A 20,051-nucleotide genomic window follows, 5' to 3' on the forward strand; every position below is an offset into this window, starting at 1 on the left:
CACCTCGGGCTTGGTGAGCTCGCCCACGGGGAACAGCAGCAGGGGGAGCAGTTCCGGCGGCAGCGCCCACAGGAAGTACGACTGGTCCTTCTTTTCGTCCTGCCCACGAAGCAGCACGGGGTTGCCGACCGCGTCCGCGCCCATGCGGGCGTAGTGGCCGGTGGCGATGAAGTCGCAGCCCAGCATTCGGCCGCGCTTCAGCAGATCGCGGAACTTGGTGTTGCCGTTGCAGCGCACGCACGGGTTGGGCGTTCTCCCTGCGGCATACTCCGACACGAAGTCGTCGATCACGTCGCGCGTGAACTCCTTCTCCACGTCGAACACGTAGTGCGGAATGCCCAGCCGGTCCGCCACGCGCTTGGCGTCGAGGATGCCGTCGAGCCCGCAGCACGTCTTGGACGGGCCGTTCGCCTCCGACTCGGATTCCGAGTAGCAGAACGTCTTCATCGTGGCGCCGATGACGTTGTAACCCTGCTCCACGAGCAGCGCCGCCGCCACCGACGAATCCACGCCGCCCGACATCGCCACGAGGACGGTCTTCTTCTCCATCGCTTCCCTTGTCGTGAAAACTGCGAGGCCCCTCCCCCAGCCCCTCCCCGCACAAACAACGTGCGGAGAGGGGAGAACTTCAACTGCTTTACGATCGAACCCGCTCTACGACCGATGGAAAAACGTCCAGCACGCGGTCGATGTCCGCTTCCGTCGTCTCGCGCCCCAGCGAGAAGCGCACGGACGGACCGGCGATCTCCGGCGCCACGCCCATCGCCGTCAGCACGTGCGACGGGGTGACCGCGCCGCTGCTGCACGCCGAGCCCGACGACGCGGCGATGCCCTCCAGGTCCAACCCCACCAGCAGCATCTCGGGATCGGCGCCCGGGACGGAGACGTTGCTGATGGTCGGCAGGCGGGGCGCGGCGGCGGCGTTCACCACCAGCTCCGGCACGCGTGCGCGGAGCCCCGCCTCCAGCCGGTCGCGCAGCGCGCCGATGCGCGCCATCACCTCCTCGCGCTCCGCCTCCGCGGCTTCCGCGGCGGCGGCGAAGGCGACGGCGCCCGCCACGTCCTCCGTGCCCGGCCGTAGCCCGCGCTCCTGCCCGCCGCCGTGCATCAGCGGCGCCAACTGGGTCCCGCGCCGGACGAAGAGCGCGCCCACGCCCTTGGGTCCGCCGATCTTGTGCGCGCTGAAAGCCAGGAGCGCGGCCGGGACTTCATCCACCCGCACCCGCAGCTTTCCCAGCGCCTGCACCGCGTCGGAATGGAACGCCACGCCCGCGTCTCGGCAGATCCCGGCGATCTCGTTTACCGGCTGCATAACGCCCACCTCGTTGTTCGCCCAGACGACCGAGAGCACGGACGGCGAATCGCCCGCCACGATCGCTTGGACCTGGTCGACGTCGATCCTGCCGTCGCCATCAACCGGAATCTCGTGCAGCGAACCGGCGCGTGCCGACCGCGTCGCCTGGAGCACCGCCTTGTGCTCGATGGCGGAGCAGGCCACGGATCTGTGCGGGTCCAGCCCTGCCCGGCCGAGCACGGCCAGGTTGTCGGCCTCGGTGCCGCCGCGGGTGAAGACGATTTCCGCCGGGTTCGCGCCGATCACGGCGGCGAAGCGGGCGCGGGCGTCTTCCAGCGCGGCGCGCGCCTCGCGGCCCCAGCGGTGAATGCTTGACGCGTTGCCCCATCGCTCGGAAAGCACCGCCAGCATGGCGTCGCGCGCCTCGGGGCGCAGCGGCGCGGTGGCGGCGTAGTCCAGGTACACGGGATCGGGCATCGGCCTCCGGGGCGTTCGGCTCGTCTTGATAAACGCCAGTGGCGCTTAGGTTTCGCTGGGGCCGCCGCGAGGGTTGAGAGCGGCGGGGGCGCGCACTACATTCCGCGCCGGGACGACCACTCCACCCGTGCGCTTTTCCGATGATTCCACCGCTTCCCGAAGGCCAGCCGCCGACCTTTCGCACCACCGTGCACGGCACCCTTTTCGGCGAGCGCGCCGTGCACGTGGCCGCGGTGGTGCAGGGTGACGAGCTGATCCTGATTCCCGATCCGCCGATGGAGGAGGATCCCGCGGTGTGGGTGCACGCGCGCGGCGGCGAGCCGCTGGGTCACCTGCCGCCTGAGATCAACAAGTGGCTGGCGCCATGGCTTCAGCGCGGCGGCGGCGCCACCGCCACGGCCGTCCGCGTGCACGGGGCAGACGTGCCGAGCTGGAAGCGGCTGGTGGTGGAGGTGCACTGCGCGGAGGGAACGGAAGTGCGTTAGTGCGTTAGTGCGTTAGTGCGAAAAGGACGGCTCCGAGTCCCCGGGCTTCCGTGTCGCTGCCGCGTTCGGGCTGAGGGGTGTCCTCAGGTTAGAATCCTTCGGCGCGCCAGGGCTGAGGTACGGGATGGTGCCGTGCGCTTGCGCCTCTGGATGACAACGCGTGGTGCTCCTGCCGACCCCCGTCGCACTCCCGCACTTCAAATGCTCCGCACCGGAAGCGCGACCACGTCGTCCACCTGCATGGTTTCAACGACGTGGAAGGGTTCGCCGTACTCCGTGCGGATGAGCGAGCCGTAGCGGGCGGCGTGCATGCGCACCTGGTCGTACAGCGGGCGATCGCCGCCGGGAAAGACTTCGCCCCCCCACGTCTTGCCGTCGAACTGGCTGGAGTAGCAGTGCACGGCCTGCATCTTCGTCTCCATCTGGTCGGTGATGTCGACGACGAAGCTGGGTTTCACCGGGTCTTCGCGGTACGCCAGCGCGTAGAGGATCTTGTGCGGGCGGTGCGGCTCGCCGGGTGCGTCGAGCTTGGCGAGCCCCGCCAGGAAGCACGCGTCGTACGCCAGCTGCGAGGCAATGCGGTGGTCGGGGTGGCGGCCGGTGATGTACGGAATGATGACCACGCGCGGCCGGAACGCGCGGATGAACCCCGCCAGCAGCCGCCGCGTGTCGGGCGTGTTCTCCAGCCCCGCGTCCGGCAGCCCGGCGTTGCGGCGCGCGGTGACGCCCAGCACGCGCGCCGCCGCATCGGCCTCGGCGCCACGCAGCTGTGCGCTGCCGTCGGTGCCCCGCTCGCCGGCGGTGAGGTCCAGGATGCCGGTGCGGTATCCCTGCGCCGCCGTCTTGGCCATCGTGCCGCCGCAGAGCAGCTCCACGTCGTCACGGTGCGCGGCGATGGCCAGCAGGTCCACGGGCGGGGCGAGCGTCTCGTCGTCGGTCACGGTCTGCTTGGTTTAGAGAACTTCGATCGGGGTTCGTTCGACAAGGCCGGCTCGCATGCCGCGGGAGCCTCCTCCCCCGTCCCCCGCTGCGCAGGGGAGGGGGAGACCTGAATCGCGCCTCGGCTGGCCTGGTGCACCGGGCTGGCTCCCTTCCCCCGCGCAGTTTGCGGGGGAAGGGCTGGGGATGGGGGGCGCCGGCCCGCGCACCGAACCCGAGTTGACCCACCCAATCCTGGAGTGTACCACCCTCTCCCGCTTGCGGGAGAGGGTGGCACGCGTGTCAGCGCGGCCGGGTGAGGGCCCCACGGCAGCCGAGGCCCACGCAACGGTGACCGCTGCCGCGCCCTGGCTTGTTACGTGTCCGCGGCTGGATCCTTCGGCGCGCGATGTCCTTGCGTGCGGGCCGGTGCCGGGCGCTTGCGCCTCTGGATGACACACCGCTCCCGCCGGACGTCGGCGCTCCCCATCAGGTGCCGACGCGCCCCAAAATGGCGAACCCCCGGCACCCCGCGCAAACGCGAGGTGCCGGGGGCTCTGCTTCCATCGACGTCCCTGCCCTACTCGTATCGCAGCGCATCCACCGGGTCCAGGCGCGCGGCCTTGAACGCGGGGTACAGGCCGAAGCCCATCCCGCCCACCGCCGCTACCAGCAGCGACGCCACGATCGCCCACAGCGGGATCGTCGCCGGGATGGGGCTGATGGCGCCGATCAGCCACGCCATGCACATGGCGATCGCCAGGCCGATGATGCCGCCCACCAGCGTCACCGTCATCGCCTCGACCAGGAACTGCCACAGGATCTCGCGCGGCGTGGCGCCCAGCGCCTTGCGAACGCCGATCTCGCGCGTCCGCTCCGTCACCGAGATCATCATGATGCCCACCACGCCCACGCCGCCCACGATCAGGCCGATCCCCGCCAGCACCAGCATCACCAGGAAGAACACGCCCGTCATGCGGTCGAACATCTCGGTGAACGCCTGCTGGCGGACCAGGGCGAAGTTGTCTTCCGCCCCGGGCCGCAGTCCGCGCGAAACGCGGAGCGCCGCCGTCACGTCGTCCATGGCCTGCGCCTGCGTGTAGCCCGTCGCGGGCACCACCAGCAGGCTCATCCAGTCACGGTCGGCGTCCAGCTTGGTGAGCGCCGTCCGCGTGGGAACGAACGCGAAGTTGCCCGCCGCCGCGGAAAAGATGTTCTCCGTCTCCTTGTACACGCCCACCACCAGGAACTGCTGGCCGCGCAGCCGGATGTGCTTGCCCACCGCCCGCGTGCCGTCGAACAGGGACCTCGCCAGCCCGTCGGAAAGCACCACCACCGGCGCGCCGCTCCGCTCGTCGGCCGCCACGAAGTTGCGGCCCTCGATGAAGTCGCCCTTGCTGTACTCGGGCCAGGTGGCGCCGCGCCCCGCGATGTTCACGCTGGGCACCGTGTTGTTGCGGTACTTGGCGCTTCCCCCCGCATCCGCCGCCGTCACCACAGAACGGATGGAGGGCAGCGCCTCGAGCATGTCGGCCTCGGCGAAGGTGATGGCCGGCTTGCCGTCCCACGGTGCGGTCTCGGCGTCGTTCACGAACTGCAGCTTCGTCTGGTCGAAGCGGTTGACGATGAAGTTGTTGGGGCCCAGCCCCTCCATCGCCGACATCACCGAGCCGCGCAGCCCCGTGATGGCGGCCGCCATCGTCATCACCGTCGCCACGCCGATGACGATGCCCAGGATGGTCAGCGAGGCGCGCACCTTGTTGCTGCGCAGCGACTCCAGGGCGATCAGCACCCCGTCGCGCACGGACGTCAGGTTCATCATGAGTGCGCTCCTATTCCGACCGCAGGGCCACGATGGGGTCCAGCCGCGAGGCGCGCCACGCCGGGTACACCCCGGCGACGAGGCCCACGCCGATCCCCAGGAACATCGCCAGCCCGATCGCCCCGCCCGACACCCGCGCCGGCAGCGGCGACACGGCCGACACCAGCTGCGCCAGCCCGATCCCCAGCGCAATCCCCAGCAGCCCGCCGAAGCCGGAGAGCGTGCCCGCCTCGATCATGAACTGGGTGAGGATGTCCACCCGCCGGGCCCCCAGCGACTTGCGGATGCCGATCTCCCGCGTGCGCTCGCTGACCGACACCAGCATCAGGTTCATGATCACCACGGCGCCCACGATCAGCGACACGCCCACCAGCATGGGCAGCGCCATCATCAGAAAGCCGTTGATCTTTTCCCAGAACCCCAGCGACCCCTCGGCCGTCTCGACCGAAAAGTTGTTCTCCTCGCGGGGACGCAGCCGGCGAAGGGTGCGCGCCAGGCCGGTGATCTCCGACTCCGCCTGGGGAACCAGCTCGCCGCGGGGCACCTGGAAGGAGATGTCCTCCACCTTTCCCGCCTGCTCCCAGACGCCGCCGTTCACCGGGCTCTTGGCGGGGGCGATGGCCATGCGGTCCATCGTGAAGCCGAAGATCGCGCCCTGCTTTTCCAGCAGCCCGATCACGCGGTAGGGGAGCCCGGCCACCCGCACCGTCTGGCCCACGGGGTTCAGCCCCGGGAACAGCGCGTCGGCCACCTCCACCCCCAGGATGATGACGGGCACCCCGCGCTGCGCCTCCTGCCGCGAGAAGGGCCGCCCCGCCTGGATGTCCATCTCGCGGACGCGGAAGAAGTTCTCGTTCGCCCCGATGATGTTGACGCCCGACAATTCCTTGCCGCGGCCGTTGCCCACGCGCGCCGACTGGTCGTAGCTGTACGACAGCAGCCCGGGGGTGGTGACGTTGGCCGCCAGCCACTCGGCCTCGTTCTGGGTGAAGAGCGGGCGCCGCATCCACTCGCGCCACTGGTCCTCGGTCTGGGGATCCTCGCCCAGCTCGGGAACGCGGCGCAGCAGCACCGTGTTGTGCCCCACGATGCGGCCGGCGAACTCCTCCTTCATGTACGCATCCATCCCCTTGAGCAGGGTGATGACGGCGATCAGGAAGGTGACGCCCACCACCGTGCCCAGCACGGTGAAGAAGGCGCGCATCTTGTTGGCGCGGATCATGGCCAGGGCGATTCTCACCGCTTCGCGGATGCCCATGGCTCAGGCTCCCACGCCGACGGGCTCTTGCACGCGCTGGCGATGAGGCTCGGGCGCCACCGGCGTCTGCCGCCGGTCGCTGGCGATCACCCCGTCCTTGAGCGTCACCACGCGCTCGGCGTGCGCCGCGATGTCGGGCTCGTGGGTGACCATGATGATGGTCTGCCCTTGGGCATGGAGGTCGGCGAAGAGCGCCATGATCTCCTCCGACGTCACCGAGTCCAGGTTGCCCGTGGGCTCGTCGGCCAGGATGATGCTGGGGCGCGTCACCAGGGCCCGGGCGATGGCCACGCGCTGCCGCTGCCCGCCGGACAGCTGGCTGGGCCGGTGGTCCATGCGGTCGCCCAGCCCCACGTGCTCCAGGGCCTGCACCGCGCGCGCGCGCCGCTCCTTCTTGGCGAACCCGCCGTAGACCAGCGGCAGCTCCACGTTTTCCAGCGCGGTGCTGCGCGGCAGCAGGTTGAAGGTCTGGAAGACGAAGCCGATCTCGCGGTTGCGGACCCGCGCCAGGTCGTCTTCCTTCATCCCCGCCACCTTCTGGCCGTTCAGCACGTACTCGCCGCCGGTAGGCGTGTCCAGGCAGCCGATCAGGTTCATGAAGGTGGACTTGCCCGAGCCCGACGGCCCCATGATGGCCACGTACTCGTTGCGATGGATCTCCAGGTCCACCCCGCGCAGGGCGCGCACCGTTTCCGCGCCCAGGTCGTAGTGCTTCTGAAGGTCCCGCGCCTGGATGATGGGCGCCGTGCTCATCCCTTCCTCCGTTCCGCCCCCTTGGCCTTGCCCTTTTCGCCCTCCTCCGGCTCCGGCAGGCGCACCTTGTTCCCGGCCTCGAGCTCGCGGATGGCCTGGTAGCTTCCCGCCACGACCATCTCGCCGCCGCGCAGGCCGCTGACCACCTCGAAGTAGCGGTCGCCCGCGATGCCGATCTTCACCGGCACCCACACGGCGCTGTCGCCGCGGATCACGAACACGCCCTCGACCTCTTCCTCCTCCTTGCGCTCGCCGCGCACCGCCTCGGGGCCGTCCTGCTCTTCGTCGGCCGCCTTGAACTTCTTCCCCTGCGCGTCGCGGACGGTGAGGGCGATGATGGGCACCGAGAGCGAGTTCTCCCGCGTCTCCGTGACGATCTCGGCCGTGGCCGACAGGTCGGGCCGCAGCCCCGCCGGCGGGTTGTCGAGGGTGATGACCACCTCGTAGTCCACCGACTGCTGCTGGGTGCTGCCGCCGGCGGAGGGGAGCTGGATGGAGCTGTTTCCGATGGCCGTCACCCGCCCGCTCAGGGCCTGGCCCGGAAAGGCGTCCACCTTCACCGAGGCGCTGTCGCCCAGCGTCAGCCCGGGAACGTCGGTCTCGTCCACCTGCACCTTGGCCTCCATCACCGACAGGTCGGCGATGGTCAGCAGGAGCGAGCCGGGGTTGTTCATCGTCCCCACCACGGCCGTTTCGCCCTGCTCGATGTTCAGCCGGGTGACGCGCCCGCTCATGGGGGCCACGATCGTGGTCTTGCTCAGCTGGTCGCGCGCCTCGCTGACCGCGGCCTGCGACTGGCTGATGGCGAAGCGCATGGCCTGGAACTCCTGCTCGGCCACCTGCACCTGGGTGCGGGCCTGCTCCACGTCCGCCGCCGAAACCAGCTCGTTGGTGCGCGACAGCTGCTCGGCGCGGTTCAGGTCGCTCTGCGCCTTGGTGAGCTGCGCGCGCTGCTGGGCGGCGCGGGCCTGGCTCTGCGACACGGCGGCTTCGGCGCGGCGCACGGCGGCCACGTACTGCGTGGGCTCGATGCGCAGCAGCAGGTCGCCCGCGTTCACCCACTGGCCCTCTTCCACCGCCACCTGCACCACGCGGCCCGAGATGTCGGCCGAGATGTCGACCTTGCGCTTGGGCTCGATCTTTCCGCTGGCCTGCACCACCGACACCAGCCCGCGGCGCGCCACCTGCTCGCCGCGCACCTCCACGCCCTCGTCGCCGCCGCCCATCGCCATCGCGGCGCCGACGGATACGATGGCCAGCACTCCCGCGACGATCGCGACCTTCTTCTTCTTCGACATGGTTCTATGTCCTTGGTCCGGGGGGCCGGAAATCAGCGAAGGGGGCGGCCGACCAGCGCCTCGAGCGCGGCCAGCGACTTGTGGTACATGTACACCGAGTCGATCACGGCGCGCTCGGCCTCGGAAAGCCGCGTCTGCGCGTCGGTCACCTCCAGCGAGTTGGCGGCGCCCAGGCGAAAGCGCTCGCGGGCCAGGCGCAGCTCCTCGGCGGCGTTCTCGGCCACCTGGCGCTGAAGCTCGGCGGTGCGGAAGGCCGTTTGCGCGTTCAGCACGCCGGTGCGTACGTCCAGCTCCAGGCGCTGCTGCTGGGAGCGCACCGCCAGCTCGGCGTCGCTGGCCTGCACGCGCGCCTCCTCGATCCTGCGCTCGCGGGCCAGGCCGTCGAAGATGGGCAGCGAAATGCTCAGCGAGGCCTGCAGGGGCTGGCGCGTGTAGCCGAAGGGAAAGCTGGGGTTTCCGGCGGCCACCTCGTCGCGGACGGCGGCGCGGACCATGGGGTCGGCGGCGTTCAGCGGCGAGCAGTCGGCGGCGGCCACCCCGGCGGCCGTGCGGATGACGTTGGTTTCCTGGCACGACGAGTACGCGCCGGCCAGCCCGCTCAGCTGCTGCTGCACCAGCGGATCGATGTTGCCGGCGCTGTACACCGACCCCACCAGCCCCACCTGCATGCTCACGCTGGGGAGGTACTGCGAGCGGGCCGCCGTCACCTGGGTGCGGGCGGCGCCGCTGCTGGCGCGCGCGGCCTGGATGGTGGGGTTGGCCTCCTGCGCCTCACGCACCAGCTCGTCGGCGTTCCACGACGGCGCGAAGAGCTCGAAGCGGCTGGTGAGCGGCGTGTCGGCCGCAAGGCTGACACCCATCAGCTGCCCCAGGCGAAGGACCTCGGTGGCGTGCGTGTTCTGCCGCTGCACCAGCGCCACCTCGGCCTGGCCACGCTGCACCTGCGCACGGCGCACCTCCAGCGGCGTTCCCGAGCCCACCTCCAGCCGGGCGCCGGCCAGCCGCTCGTGCTCGCGGGTGCGCTCCACCTCGCGGGCGGCCTGCTGCACCTGGTCGCCCGCCTGCAGCGCCGTCAGGTACTGCTGCCGCACCTGCATCACCAGGCTCCACTCGTAGCCGGCGATGCGGCTTTCCGTGGCCACGTGCTGCGCCCGGGCGATGCTGGGCTGAAGCAGCTTGGCCCGGCTGATGTCGTACTGCAGGCCCAGGTTCCAGTTGGACGAGTAGTACTCGGGCTTGGCGCCGAACGTCTGCGCACCGAAGCGCTGCTCGCCCGGCGCCGTGTAGCCGAACCCGGCGCTGGCGTTGGCGGACGGCAGGAAGTCGGCGCGGGCGGCGCGCATGCCGGCGCGGGTGGCGCCCACGTCGTTGCGCTGCGCCAGCATGTCGGGGTTGTTCTCGCGGGCCGATGCCACGGCCTGCTCGATGGTGAGCGCGGGCTGCTGTGCGGCAGCGGGCGGGGCAAACAGGAGCGCGGCGAGCGCCGAAAGGCCGGCGGCTCGGCGAATGATGATGGTCGACATGGGTCGATTTCGGTTGTCGGGGTCCTGCGGAGGGGCGGCCTGGTACCGCCTCGGGATGCCCTACGGGAACGGTGCTGGTGGAGTTTCAGACAGGTTCAGGAGGGATGCGCCAAATCTAATCGCGTGTCGCCGAAATCCCAAGGACGTGGGTTTCACGAAAGGCTAACAGATACGGACTTCTGCTCAACCGTGTTGTGTCACCCCCCCACCATTTTTATGGCACGCAATTCAGTTTTATGTCGCGCTCGCTTGTTTTTAATGTCGCGCTTCTGTATTTTATGTCACGCGATCCATTTAATGGCGCGCATTCGTGGCGTGCGACCCAGAGTCGCCACACCTGCGGCCACGCGGAGAAGCGCCGCGCCAACCTTGCCGACGGTCCGATGCCCAAGTCAGCCCAATCCACCATCGATCAAGAACTCGCCGGGATTGAACGGTGGATCGCGGAGCATCCAGAAGGGCTCCGGATCAGGGACCTCGCGCAGCAATATGCACGCGCTTATCCCGACAGGACGAAACGCACGCTGAACAGACGTCTCGACGAACTCATCCGCAGCGGACGGATCATCGCCCGTGGCGAGAGCGTGGGCCGCGTATACCTGCCGAAGGTGCTGGAAGCACGGCCAGCGGGCGATCAGGCTCTCGTGGAGGCACCCCGGCAGGAGAGTGAACCCGACTACGTTCCTGTCTCTCCCACGGGCCAAGAGGTGCGCACGCTGGTCCGCCGGCCGATCATGTATCGCGAGCCGGTGGGATATGATCGCGGATTCCTGGAAGCGTATGAGCCCGGCACGACCTGGTACCTGCAGGAAGATACCCGCCGCCAGCTGCACGAGATGGGCGTCACTCCCGATCCGCAACGACCTGCGGGCACGTTCGCGCGCGACGTCTTCGACCGCCTTCTCATCGACCTGGCCTGGGCATCGAGCCGGCTGGAAGGAAACACCTACACCCGGCTGGATACGCAGAACCTGCTTCAGTTCGGGCAGCGTGCGGAAGGCAAGGATGCCGAGAACGCGCAGATGATCCTCAATCACAAGAACGCGATCGAGTTCATCGTAGAAAGCGCGGAGATCATCGGGTTCGACCGCCGGACCCTCACCACTCTGCACAGCGCGCTTTCCGAGAACCTGCTCGGCGATCCCAGCGACGAAGGAAGCCTGCGGCAACGCCCGGTGCAGATCACCGGAACGCGCTACGTGCCCGTCGCCATTCCCCAGGTGATCGAGGACACCTTCGACCTGCTGCTCCGGAAAGCGGCGGCCATTCCCGATCCATTCGAGCAGGCGTTCTTCGGAATGGTCCACATCCCGTACCTGCAGCCGTTCTCCGACGTCAACAAGCGGACCTCGCGCCTGGCCGCGAACATCCCCCTGATCCGGGCGAACCTGTGCCCCCTGTCGTTCGTGGACGTACCGGAACGCGCATACGTCGAGGGCACCCTGGGCGTGTACGAGCTGACCCGGGTGGAACTGCTCCGCGACGTGTTCGTCTGGGCGTACGCCCGGTCCTGCGCCCAGTACAAGGTCGTGCGTGATTCGCTGGTGCAGCCGGATCCCATGCGGCTGAAGTACCGGAACGAACTGGCCGCGGTCGTCCGTGAAATCGTCCTGGGGATGCAGCCGCCGCGTGAAGACCTGGTCCGCGCGCAGGCGGAGGCGCAGGACATTCCCTCCGATGACCTGGAGGGGTTCAGCGAACGCGCGATTGCGCTGCTCAACGCACTCAACGAGGGGAGTGCGAGCCGCTATTATCTTCGGCAGAGCGACTTCCGCGCGTGGTACGACCGATACCGCGTGCGTCCATGAGATGACGCGGCCCAGAGGCTGAAAAAAGAAGCGCCGGGCGGTGGGCCCGGCGCTTCATCGTCCATCGCGGCCGCGCGTCAGCGCGGGATTTCGGTGCGCTCGGCGCGGTAGCCGCGGGCGGGCACCTCTACCCGGAGCACGCGGTTCAGCGCATCCACCCACACGTGATGCTCGTCGCCGCCCTGCGGCTGAACGACCAGGTGGAAGAGGGTGATGGAGGTGCCGCCCACCTGAACCCGCTCTTCGCCGCGGCTGCTGATGGTGGCCATCACCTGCCGGTTCTCGCGGGGGACGATCACGGGAAGGCGCCCGTTGTGGGTGCGCTGGGCCAGGAAGTGGTAGTGGTGCGCCACACCCTCGTCCAGCACCACGGCACCGCGGCTGGCCACGTACTCGCGCAGCTGCTCGCCCGACGCGGTGACGATCTTGGCGCTGAAGCGCCCGCCGCCCACCGTGCCGACGATCTTGCGCGGCGAGGTGCCGCCCACGTCCACCTGGTACTCCACGGGATCGCCCTCGATGCCGCGGGTGCGAAGCCGGGGATCCAGCTCCAGGCTCCCCTCGGGGAGGCGCACGCGCACGCGCCCGGTGGCGAACACCTCCTGCCCGGTGCCGCTCCCCGTCTGCCGGATGGTGAACTCTTCCGTGCCCACGTCCTGGTCCTGCGCGTAGACGCGAAACGTTCCCTGGTCGATCTGCGCCGCCGCCGGGGCGGCCGTCGCCAGCCCCGCGAGCAGGGCCAGCTTGCTGGAAATCTTCATTTCTCCTCACGTGATCGGCGGCGCGTCCGCGTGCAGCGGCAGGCGCCGGTCCGAAAGAGCATACCCCGCGGCGGGGCAGGGGTTTCTCCGCCCTACAGCTCGGGCTCGTCGGCCGGCGGGGCGATGAATACTTTGAGGCGGATCTTCTGCAGGATATGTTCGTAGATCCGTGCGCCCTTTTCCGCGGTGCCCAGCGTGGGCCGGCCCACCGCGCCCTCGCACTTGGAGGGGATGCGCTTCAATCGTCCCCCCACGAACTTTCGCGCCTTTTCGGGGTCCATCCGGTAGTCGCGCGCGGCGTACATCCGCACCGCGTCCGGTCGCAGGTGAAGCAGCAGCGAGGTGAGCACCTCGCCCGCGTGCTCCGGCTCGCCGCCCGCGTCCAGCAGCTCGCGCAGGTCCACCGAAAGCGCCTCCACCACCCGCACCCGCGCTCCCGCGGCGCGGATGGTGGCGATGGCCTCGGCATGCGGCGCGTGCACGTTGGCGGTGATGGCGATGAACTCGTCGAAGCCCTGCAGCGCCCACGAGGCCAGCAGCTCCATGAAGGCGCGGTGGAGCGTCTTGGGATGCAGCGCCGCGGTGCCGGCGTAGGTGGCTTCGCCGGGCAGGTTCACCCCGTACGGAAACGCGGGCGCGCGCAGCACGCCGAACTCCTGCGAAAGGTCGCGCGCCAGCGCCTCGGCCACGCAGGTGCCCGCGCCCACGGGCAGGTGGGGCCCCGACTGGTCGCAGGCCCCCACGGGAATGATCAGCCGGCGGTCGCGCCGCAGGTGCAGGGCGACGTCGGTCCACGGCAGGTCCGAAAGTGCGTAGGAGCGCTGGGGTTTGAGCATCGAGACGATGGCGGTTGCGGATGACGCCGCGAGCACGCAAGAAGCGGCCCCCACCCCGCCCGCCGGCGACGTCGCGGCGCGCGCCGGGTGGGCCGCGGGATGGGCGTCGCTCCTGCTGCTGGCGGTGTGGATGGGCCAGCTCACCCCCGGCTGGCTTCCCGCGGCCGCCGCCTGCGCCCTCGCCTGGGCGGTGCTCGCGCGCACCGTTCCCTGGCCATGGCGGGCGGCGACGCTCGCCGCGCTGGCCGTCACGCTTGGCCTGGCGGCGCACACCCAGCGGCAGCTGTGGAGCGTGGCCCACGACTGGTCGCGGGTGCGCGCGGCTGTGGACACCACCGCCGGCGAGCGGGTGAACGAGGGGCTGGACCAGCTCTTCGACCGCGGCGGCCGCGCCGTGCTGGGCGCCGCGGACCTGGCGGGCGGCGCCACCCGCCCCAGCGCCGGCCTCTTCGCCGAGATGAGCCGCATCCGCCACGAAACGGGGATGACGGCGCTGGCCATCTACCGCCCCGACGGCTCGCCCATGGTGTGGGCGGGCGAGCACCGGGGAGCGGTGCCCGATTCGGTGAAGCGCGGGATGGTGGAATCGTCCTTCTCCGCCGGCCCCCTCTTCGGCTACGTGTACTTTTCCGAGCGCCTGCAGACGGGAAACGTGGCCGTGGCCGCCAAGCTGCTGCAGGCCCACGTGAAGCTGGGCGAGGGGGTGCAGCCCTACGCCGAGCGCTTCGCCGAGCGAAACGGCATCGTCCCGCTCTTCACCACCCCCGAGCTGGCGCAGGGCGACCGCATCTGGGACTGGGCCACCGACTCCGTCACCATCCTCAGCGGCGTCTTCGAAACGCTCACCCAGCAGGGGTGGCGCGACCGCGTGATCCAGCGCGGACGCGAAGACGTGACCAGGGCCCTGGCCCTCGCCGCCCTGCTGATGGTGATCGCCTGGTACCGGCGGCCGTCGCGCGACCCCGCCCTTCCCGTGGCCGTTTTCACCGCCGGGCTCCTGCTGCTTCCCCTGGCCGATGCCTCGGCCGCGGCGGGGCTCTTCTCGCCCGTGCGCTTCGTCCTTCCCCTGCCGGTCGACGTTACGCTGGGGCAGCTGCTCGTCGTACTGTGCGGCGGCTCCATCTGGATGCTCGCGCGGCAGAAGGCGGGGCGCCTGCTGGGGCGCGTGCCGCTGGCCCTGCGCGTGGCCCTCGCCGCCTGCGTGCTGGTGACCGCGTCCTGGATGGTGCGGCACTCCGTGGCCGCCTCCGTGCTGGCCGAGCGCGAGGGCGGCGGCGCGCCGCTGATCGTGGGCTTCGCGCTGGGGATGGCGCTTCCGCTGTACCTGCTCTTCGGCCGCCGCAGCGACGGGCCGGTGAGGACGCACCTGGTGGTGGCGGCGCTGGCGGTCTCGGCCGCGCTGGGGCTTCTGCTGGCGGCGTGGTGGGGGCCGGGGCGCTACGTGCCGGTGTGGGCCGCCGCCGCCTGGGCCGTTCCCTTCGCACTGGCCGCCGCGGGGGTGCCGCGCAGCGAAAGCCGGCGCGGCGCGCTGCTGCCGTGGGTGTGCGTGGCGTGGATGGCGGCCACCCTGGCGCTGCCCACCCTGTGGACGATGCACCTGAACGAGCGGCTGCGCGAGTCCGAGCGCGAGCTGGTGAAGCTGGGCACCCAGGCGGACCCGTTCCTGGACTACCTGCTGCGCCAGTTCGCCGAAGAGGTGCTGCGGCTGGACGCCGAGGGGCGGCAGGGGGTAAGCCTGCTGTACCAGGCGTGGGTGGAGGCGGGGCTGGCGCGCGAGGGATACGAGGCGCGCATCACCCACTGGAACGGCGGCCGCGCCGGGAGCGAGCTTCGCCTGGCCGACGCGGCCCTGCCGCCGGAGCGCGTGGCCGCGCTGCTGGAGCTGGCGCGCCGGGAGGAGGAGCCCAAGCTGGAGCGGCTGACCAGCGTTCCCGGCCTGCACTACCTGCTGGTCGTTCCGCTGGCGGGGGGGCAGAGCGTGACGGTCGCGGTTCCCCCGCGGGCCTACCTGGGCCGCTCGCACTCGCTCGCCCGCTTCCTGGACCCCGAGGACAGCGACGCCACCGACGCGGCGGCCACGCTGTCGCTGGTTCCCGCGCCCCCCGGCGCGGCGGAGGCGGGGGGCGCCGTCCGCTGGGTGCGGGCCGAGAACGGCTGGCGCAGCGAGGCCACCGTCGCCTTCCCCGGCGCGCGGATGCACGCCCACCTGCTGGTGCCCACCCCCACGCGGCTGATCCTGTTCGCCCGCGGCGTCGTCTCCCTGGCGCTGGTGCTGGGCGCGCTGGCGGGGCTGTGGGCGCTGGGCCGCACCCTCTGCGGCGAGCCCTTGGGCGTGGAGCCGGCGCGCTGGGGATGGATCTTCACCTTCCGCGGGCGGCTTACGGGCGCGCTGTTCATCTTCTTCCTCCTGCCGATGGCGGCGTTCGGCGCCACCGCGTACCGCGCCCTTTCGCGCGAGGTGGAGCGCACCGCCGCCGCCATCGCCGACCGCGCGCTGACGCAGGCCGCCTCCGAGGCGCGCGGGCAGAGCCTGTCGGCGCTGGCCCGCCACGTGGACGCCGACCTGCTGCTGTACGAGCGCGGCGTCCTGCGCCAGGCCGCGGCCCCGGAGGTGATCGACCTGGGGCTGTACCACGCCTGGCTTCCCGCCTCCGTGTACCTGGACTTCGCCCAGAGCGAGGCCACGGAGCGGGTGGAGAACCGCCAGCTGGCCGGGCACGAGTACCTGGTGGCCTACCGCCGGCTCCCCGGCGGGCAGGTGCTGGCCTCGCCCACCCCGCTGGCCACGGGAGAGATCGCCCGGCGCCGGCGCGAGCTGGCGGACCTGGTGGCGCTGGCCGGGCTGGCGGGCGCGGTGCTTTCCATCGTCCTCTCCCTCTTCGTCGCACGGGCGTTCTCACGGCCCATCGAGGCGCTGAGCGGGGCCGCGGAAAGCGTGGGCGCGGGCAACCTTTCCGTGCGCCTTCCCGCTGGCCGCCGCGACGAGTTCGGCCGCGTGTACAGCGCGTTCAACCGCATGGTGCGCGGGCTTCGGCAGACGCAGGCGGCGCTGGTGCAGGAAACGCGGCGCACCGAGGCCATCGTGGCCGAGGCGGGCACCGGCGTGGTGGCGCTGGACGGGGCCGGGCGCGTGGCGCTGATCAACCCGCGCGCGGAGCAGATCCTGGGCGGCGAGGTGCCGGTAGGTGCGCGCATTCCTGAAGACCGGCCCCTGCCCGCCGCGGTGGCGGCCACGGTGCGCGACTTCCTGGCGTCCGGCGCGCGCGAGCGGGTGGACGAGCGCGAGGTGGACGGGCGCGTGATCCGCCTGCGCATGCGCGGACTGAGCGTGGACAAGGCGCGGCGCGGCGCCGTGCTGGTGCTGGAGGACGTGACCAACGAGATCCGCTCGGCCCGCGTGCTGGCGTGGGGCGAGATGGCGCGGCAGGTGGCGCACGAGATCAAGAACCCGCTGACGCCCATCAAGCTGGCCGTGCAGCACGTGCGTCGCGCCTGGGCCGACGGGCGCGACGACTTCGGAACCATCCTGGACCGCAACGTCGAGGCGGTGCTCCGCGAGATCGACCACCTGGGCGAGATCAGCCGCGCCTTCGCCCGCTTCGGGACGCCGGCCGAGGCGGCCGCGCCGGTGGAGCGGGTAGACGTGCGCCGCGTGGCGGAAGAAACGCTGGCCCTGTACCACGGCGGGCGCGACGGCATCCGCTACGAGCTGGACGTGCCGGCGGATGCGCCCCGCGTGAGCGCCCGCCCCGGCGAGCTGAAGGAGGTGCTGGTGAACCTGCTGGAGAACGCGCGCGGCGCGCTGGACGGCGACGGCGAGGTGAGGATCTCCGCCGCGCTTTCCGGCGGCGGCGAGTGGCTGCGCGTGGACGTGGCCGACACGGGCGAGGGGATTCCGCCCGAGTCGCTGCCGCGCGTCTTCGAACCGCAGTTCTCCACCCGCACCAGCGGCACGGGGCTGGGCCTGGCCATCGTCAAGCGCCTGGTAGAGGCGTGGGGCGGCGAGGTCACGGTCGATTCCACGCCGGGCGAGGGCACCACGGTGCACCTGCGGCTGCGGGTGGCCGAGCCCGCGGGATCGTAGTCAGCGTCGGCTGCCCGTCCAGGACCGGGTGCCCCGCGCGGCAGGACGGCTTCGGCCCGGAGTATCCTGCGTAGACTTGTGCAAACCGTGGAATACGTTGAGATTAGAAGGCATGGGATCCCCGGCCGGCATCGCCCGGGCGGCTCCCGCTCCCTGCTGCGTTCCTTCCCCGTGGTAGAAATCCGATGCGACGCATCCTCGCCTGTTCCGCCGCCGCCCTGCTCGTCGCGGGCTGCTCCGATTCCACCGCGCCGTCGGTGGCTACCACCGTCACGATCGCTCCCGGCTCGGTGTCGCTCGACGCGCTCGGCGCCACGCAGGTGGTCCGCGCGTCCGTCGCCGACCAGAAGGGAAAGGCGATGCCGGGCGTGGGCCTCACCTGGACGTCCAGCTCCACGGCCGCGAGCATCGTAGCGTCCGGCGGCGACAGCGCCGTGGTGACGGCCATCGGCAACGGCGCGGCCACGCTGACGGCCACGGCGGGCGAGGCCACCGGCACGGCGCAGGTGCAGGTGGCCCAGGTCGCCACGAGCCTGCAGAAGGTGGGCGGCGACGGCCAGTCCGGCGGGATCGGCGCACCGCTCGGCGGGCAGGTGCAGGTACAGGCGCGCGACCGGCTGGGCGCGGCGGTCGCGGGACAGGCGGTGACCTTCACCGTATCCACCGGCGGCGGCTCCGTTTCGTCGACTACGGTGGTCACCGGCAGCGATGGTACGGCATCCACCACGTGGACGCTGGGCGCCGCGGGGGCCAACACCCTCACCGCCACTCTGGCCGGCGCTCCCGCCTCGCAGGTGGTCTTCAACGCCACCGCGGTGACGACGCTAGCGGGCAGGATATTGATCGTCGCAGGCGGGTTCCAGGCCGCGATGGAAGGCGCGGCCGTGCCCGTTCCGCCGTCCGTGCGCGTCGAGAACCAGTCCGGCAGTGCCATGCCCGGCGTCACCGTGAACTTCAGCGTCACGTCGGGCGGCGGGCAGGTGACGGGAGGCTCAGCCATCACCAATGCGTCCGGCGTTGCTACCGTCACCCGGTGGACCCTGGGCCCGGCGGCGAACCTGAACACCCTGACGGCGGCGGTGCCCGGGACGGCGGCGGCGCCGGTCGTCTTCCGCGGCGCGGGGTGCTCGGGCGCGGGCCCGGCCTTCGAGATCACCGTCTGCATCACCACCGCGATGACCCCGTCGCAGCGGCAGGTGTTCCAGGCCTCGGCCGCCCGGTGGAGCACCATCATCAAGGGCGATTTGCCCGATGCCGCCGGGGACGTCCCGGAGAACGCGTGCGGCACCGGAACGCCGAGCGCCAACCAGACGTACGACGACCTGCTGATCTTCGCGGCCGTCACCGACATCGACGGCCCCGGCCAGGTGCTGGGCCAGGCGGGCCCGTGCTTCGTCCGCAACCCCAGCAGCCTGCCGGTGATCGGGAGGATGCAGTTCGACGTCGCCGACCTGAACGCGCTGGAAACGAGCGGGCGGCTGGGCGAGGTGATCCTCCACGAGATGGGGCACGTGCTGGGGATCGGAACGCTGTGGACGCACCTTGGCCTTCTGCAGAATCAAAGCACGGCCGAGGCCCCGCTGGATACCTACTTCACCGGCGCAGGGGCGATCGCGGGCTTCGACGCCATCGGCGGCACCACCTACACCGGCGGACAGAAGGTGCCGGTGGAGAACACCGGCGGACCGGGGACCATGAACGGACACTGGCGCGAGTCGGTGCTGAAGAACGAGCTGATGACCGGCTTCCTGAACGGCAACGTCACCAACCCGCTGAGCGTGCTGACGGCGCGGTCGCTGGCGGACCTTGGGTACGTCGTCAATCCCGCGGCGGCCGATCCCTTCTTCCTGACGCTCTCCGTCAGGGCCGACGGGGGTGCCTCGCAACCCGGGCTGCGGCTTCACAACGACCTCTACACCGGCCCGCTGTACACACTTTCGCGGACCGGCGAACGCACGAGGATCCGGTGACACTCAGGCATCGCCTGGCTCCGGCCCTGGCCCTGGGGACGGCCCTGGCGCTCTCCGGGGCCACCTGCGCCGGCCGTGGGCCCGCGCCCGCCGCCGTGCCGTGCGGACCCGTGGCGGGCGAGCTGGCCGCCGGTGCGCAGGCCGAGCCGCTGGAGGGGGAGTTCCGGCTGACCCTGGTGGCAGTCAGCGGCCCGCGGGCGGGGAGCTCGGCGGCGGGGACGCTGAGGCTGCACGCCTTTGGAAGCAGGCCGGCACCCGTCCCGGCGGCGGCGGGCGTGTCCCACCCGCTGTACGGCGCCACCGACGTGCGAATGGCCGACGTGGGCGCCGCGGCTCACGGTGACGCGGCGCGCGACGATCCCGCCGCCCCGGGGGTGCTCGTGATCGAGTGGCAGCGGTCGGGGCCGCCCGCGCGCAACGAGATCACCCTGCGCCTGGGCGCCGACGCCAACCACGGCGACCAGGTCCGGTTCGATGGCGCGCACATGGCGCTCTTCGTGACATCGATCTCGCCCGAGCGCTTCACGGGCCGCTGGCGAAGCGGCGGCGGCGACCAGCACGCCGAGGGCTACTTCTGCGCGGAGCGGACGGCCCGGCGCTGAAAACCCGGCCCACGCGGGCTGTACGGGAAACAGGAAGGAGGCACGGAGAACGATCGCGTTCTCCGTGCCTCTTTTCACGTCCGGCAAAGACGATTTCACACCCATGCCACGGAGAACGACACCGGGGCGCGGACTGATCCAGGCCTGTTTCGGTGCATGCGT

At 71.0% G+C, this 20,051-nt stretch carries 15 protein-coding genes; 5 read left to right on the top strand and 10 right to left on the bottom strand.

Annotated features, from left to right (window positions below):
* Both VGB24_RS13255 and VGB24_RS13260 read right to left on the bottom strand, forming a co-directional pair.
* A partial coding sequence (locus tag VGB24_RS13255) for an asparagine synthase-related protein (RefSeq protein ID WP_331073423.1) occupies positions 1-549 on the bottom strand: 549 nt, incomplete at its 3' end.
* A gap of 88 nt (positions 550-637) precedes the next feature.
* Positions 638-1,771: a cysteine desulfurase family protein gene (locus tag VGB24_RS13260; protein ID WP_331073424.1), complete on the bottom strand. Its 1,134-nt coding sequence runs from the start codon at positions 1,769-1,771 to the stop codon at positions 638-640.
* A gap of 140 nt (positions 1,772-1,911) precedes the next feature.
* Between VGB24_RS13260 and VGB24_RS13265 the strand changes: the two genes are divergently transcribed.
* Positions 1,912-2,256, top strand: coding sequence for a hypothetical protein (locus VGB24_RS13265; RefSeq protein WP_331073425.1), 345 nt, complete (start codon positions 1,912-1,914; stop codon positions 2,254-2,256).
* A 197-nt stretch (positions 2,257-2,453) separates the two neighbouring features.
* On the opposite strand, the gene bshB1 is transcribed toward VGB24_RS13265, so the two are convergent.
* The 6 genes from bshB1 to VGB24_RS13295 all read right to left on the bottom strand — a co-directional run bounded on the left by bshB1 (position 2,454) and on the right by VGB24_RS13295 (position 9,828).
* Positions 2,454-3,197, bottom strand: a complete 744-nt coding sequence (gene bshB1, locus VGB24_RS13270; protein WP_331073426.1) for a bacillithiol biosynthesis deacetylase BshB1 — start codon at positions 3,195-3,197, stop codon at positions 2,454-2,456.
* A 557-nt stretch (positions 3,198-3,754) separates the two neighbouring features.
* The gene (locus tag VGB24_RS13275; RefSeq protein WP_331073427.1) at positions 3,755-4,996 is read right to left on the bottom strand and encodes an ABC transporter permease; all 1,242 of its coding nucleotides are present in this window, start codon (positions 4,994-4,996) and stop codon (positions 3,755-3,757) included.
* Positions 4,997-5,006: 10 nt separating this feature from the next.
* Positions 5,007-6,254 carry an ABC transporter permease gene (locus VGB24_RS13280; RefSeq protein ID WP_331073428.1) on the bottom strand — a complete coding sequence of 416 codons (1,248 nt, stop codon included), beginning with the start codon at positions 6,252-6,254 and terminating at the stop codon, positions 5,007-5,009.
* A gap of 3 nt (positions 6,255-6,257) precedes the next feature.
* The gene (locus VGB24_RS13285) at positions 6,258-7,007 is read right to left on the bottom strand and encodes an ABC transporter ATP-binding protein (RefSeq protein WP_331073429.1); all 750 of its coding nucleotides are present in this window, start codon (positions 7,005-7,007) and stop codon (positions 6,258-6,260) included.
* Positions 7,004-8,305 (bottom strand): efflux RND transporter periplasmic adaptor subunit, encoded by a 1,302-nt coding sequence (locus VGB24_RS13290; protein ID WP_331073430.1) that lies wholly within the window; start codon positions 8,303-8,305, stop codon positions 7,004-7,006. The genes VGB24_RS13285 and VGB24_RS13290 overlap by 4 nt, the downstream gene beginning before the upstream one ends.
* Before the next feature lie 32 nt (positions 8,306-8,337).
* A complete protein-coding gene (locus VGB24_RS13295; protein WP_331073431.1) occupies positions 8,338-9,828 on the bottom strand; it encodes a TolC family protein in 1,491 nt (496 codons plus the stop codon).
* 236 nt (positions 9,829-10,064) lie between these two features.
* Between VGB24_RS13295 and VGB24_RS13300 the strand changes: the two genes are divergently transcribed.
* Complete coding sequence (locus VGB24_RS13300; RefSeq protein ID WP_331073432.1) at positions 10,065-11,636, top strand: Fic family protein; 1,572 nt, start codon at positions 10,065-10,067, stop codon at positions 11,634-11,636.
* A 77-nt stretch (positions 11,637-11,713) separates the two neighbouring features.
* Here VGB24_RS13300 and VGB24_RS13305 read toward each other — a convergent pair whose 3' ends face one another.
* A complete protein-coding gene (locus tag VGB24_RS13305; RefSeq protein WP_331073433.1) occupies positions 11,714-12,397 on the bottom strand; it encodes a hypothetical protein in 684 nt (227 codons plus the stop codon).
* 92 nt (positions 12,398-12,489) lie between these two features.
* Entirely contained in the window at positions 12,490-13,233 is a 744-nt protein-coding gene (locus VGB24_RS13310; RefSeq protein ID WP_331073434.1) for a creatininase family protein, read from the bottom strand.
* On the opposite strand from VGB24_RS13310, the gene VGB24_RS13315 reads away from it, so the two are divergent.
* The 3 genes from VGB24_RS13315 to VGB24_RS13325 all read left to right on the top strand — a co-directional run bounded on the left by VGB24_RS13315 (position 13,226) and on the right by VGB24_RS13325 (position 19,889).
* The gene (locus VGB24_RS13315; protein ID WP_331073435.1) at positions 13,226-17,317 is read left to right on the top strand and encodes an ATP-binding protein; all 4,092 of its coding nucleotides are present in this window, start codon (positions 13,226-13,228) and stop codon (positions 17,315-17,317) included. The genes VGB24_RS13310 and VGB24_RS13315 overlap by 8 nt on opposite strands.
* A 185-nt stretch (positions 17,318-17,502) precedes the next feature.
* A complete protein-coding gene (locus VGB24_RS13320; protein ID WP_331073436.1) occupies positions 17,503-19,287 on the top strand; it encodes an Ig-like domain-containing protein in 1,785 nt (594 codons plus the stop codon).
* The gene (locus tag VGB24_RS13325) at positions 19,284-19,889 is read left to right on the top strand and encodes a hypothetical protein (RefSeq protein WP_331073437.1); all 606 of its coding nucleotides are present in this window, start codon (positions 19,284-19,286) and stop codon (positions 19,887-19,889) included. Before VGB24_RS13320 ends, VGB24_RS13325 begins: the two co-directional genes overlap by 4 nt.
* Positions 19,890-20,051: the final 162 nt, after the last annotated feature.

It is taken from the genome of Longimicrobium sp. (genome assembly GCF_036399935.1).
Classification (GTDB): domain Bacteria; phylum Gemmatimonadota; class Gemmatimonadetes; order Longimicrobiales; family Longimicrobiaceae; genus Longimicrobium.

Bases quoted from the DNA above. Each gene is read 5' to 3' on its own strand.
- VGB24_RS13260 (WP_331073424.1), bottom strand. From the start codon at position 1,771: ATGCCCGATCCCGTGTACCTGGACTACGCCGCCACCGCGCCGCTGCGC.
- VGB24_RS13265 (WP_331073425.1), top strand. From the start codon at position 1,912: ATGATTCCACCGCTTCCCGAAGGCCAGCCGCCGACCTTTCGCACCACC.
- VGB24_RS13275 (WP_331073427.1), bottom strand. From the start codon at position 4,996: ATGATGAACCTGACGTCCGTGCGCGACGGGGTGCTGATCGCCCTGGAG.
- VGB24_RS13280 (WP_331073428.1), bottom strand. From the start codon at position 6,254: ATGGGCATCCGCGAAGCGGTGAGAATCGCCCTGGCCATGATCCGCGCC.
- VGB24_RS13285 (WP_331073429.1), bottom strand. From the start codon at position 7,007: ATGAGCACGGCGCCCATCATCCAGGCGCGGGACCTTCAGAAGCACTAC.
- VGB24_RS13290 (WP_331073430.1), bottom strand. From the start codon at position 8,305: ATGTCGAAGAAGAAGAAGGTCGCGATCGTCGCGGGAGTGCTGGCCATC.
- VGB24_RS13295 (WP_331073431.1), bottom strand. From the start codon at position 9,828: ATGTCGACCATCATCATTCGCCGAGCCGCCGGCCTTTCGGCGCTCGCC.
- VGB24_RS13300 (WP_331073432.1), top strand. From the start codon at position 10,065: ATGTCGCGCTCGCTTGTTTTTAATGTCGCGCTTCTGTATTTTATGTCA.
- VGB24_RS13305 (WP_331073433.1), bottom strand. From the start codon at position 12,397: ATGAAGATTTCCAGCAAGCTGGCCCTGCTCGCGGGGCTGGCGACGGCC.
- VGB24_RS13310 (WP_331073434.1), bottom strand. From the start codon at position 13,233: ATGCTCAAACCCCAGCGCTCCTACGCACTTTCGGACCTGCCGTGGACC.
- VGB24_RS13320 (WP_331073436.1), top strand. From the start codon at position 17,503: ATGCGACGCATCCTCGCCTGTTCCGCCGCCGCCCTGCTCGTCGCGGGC.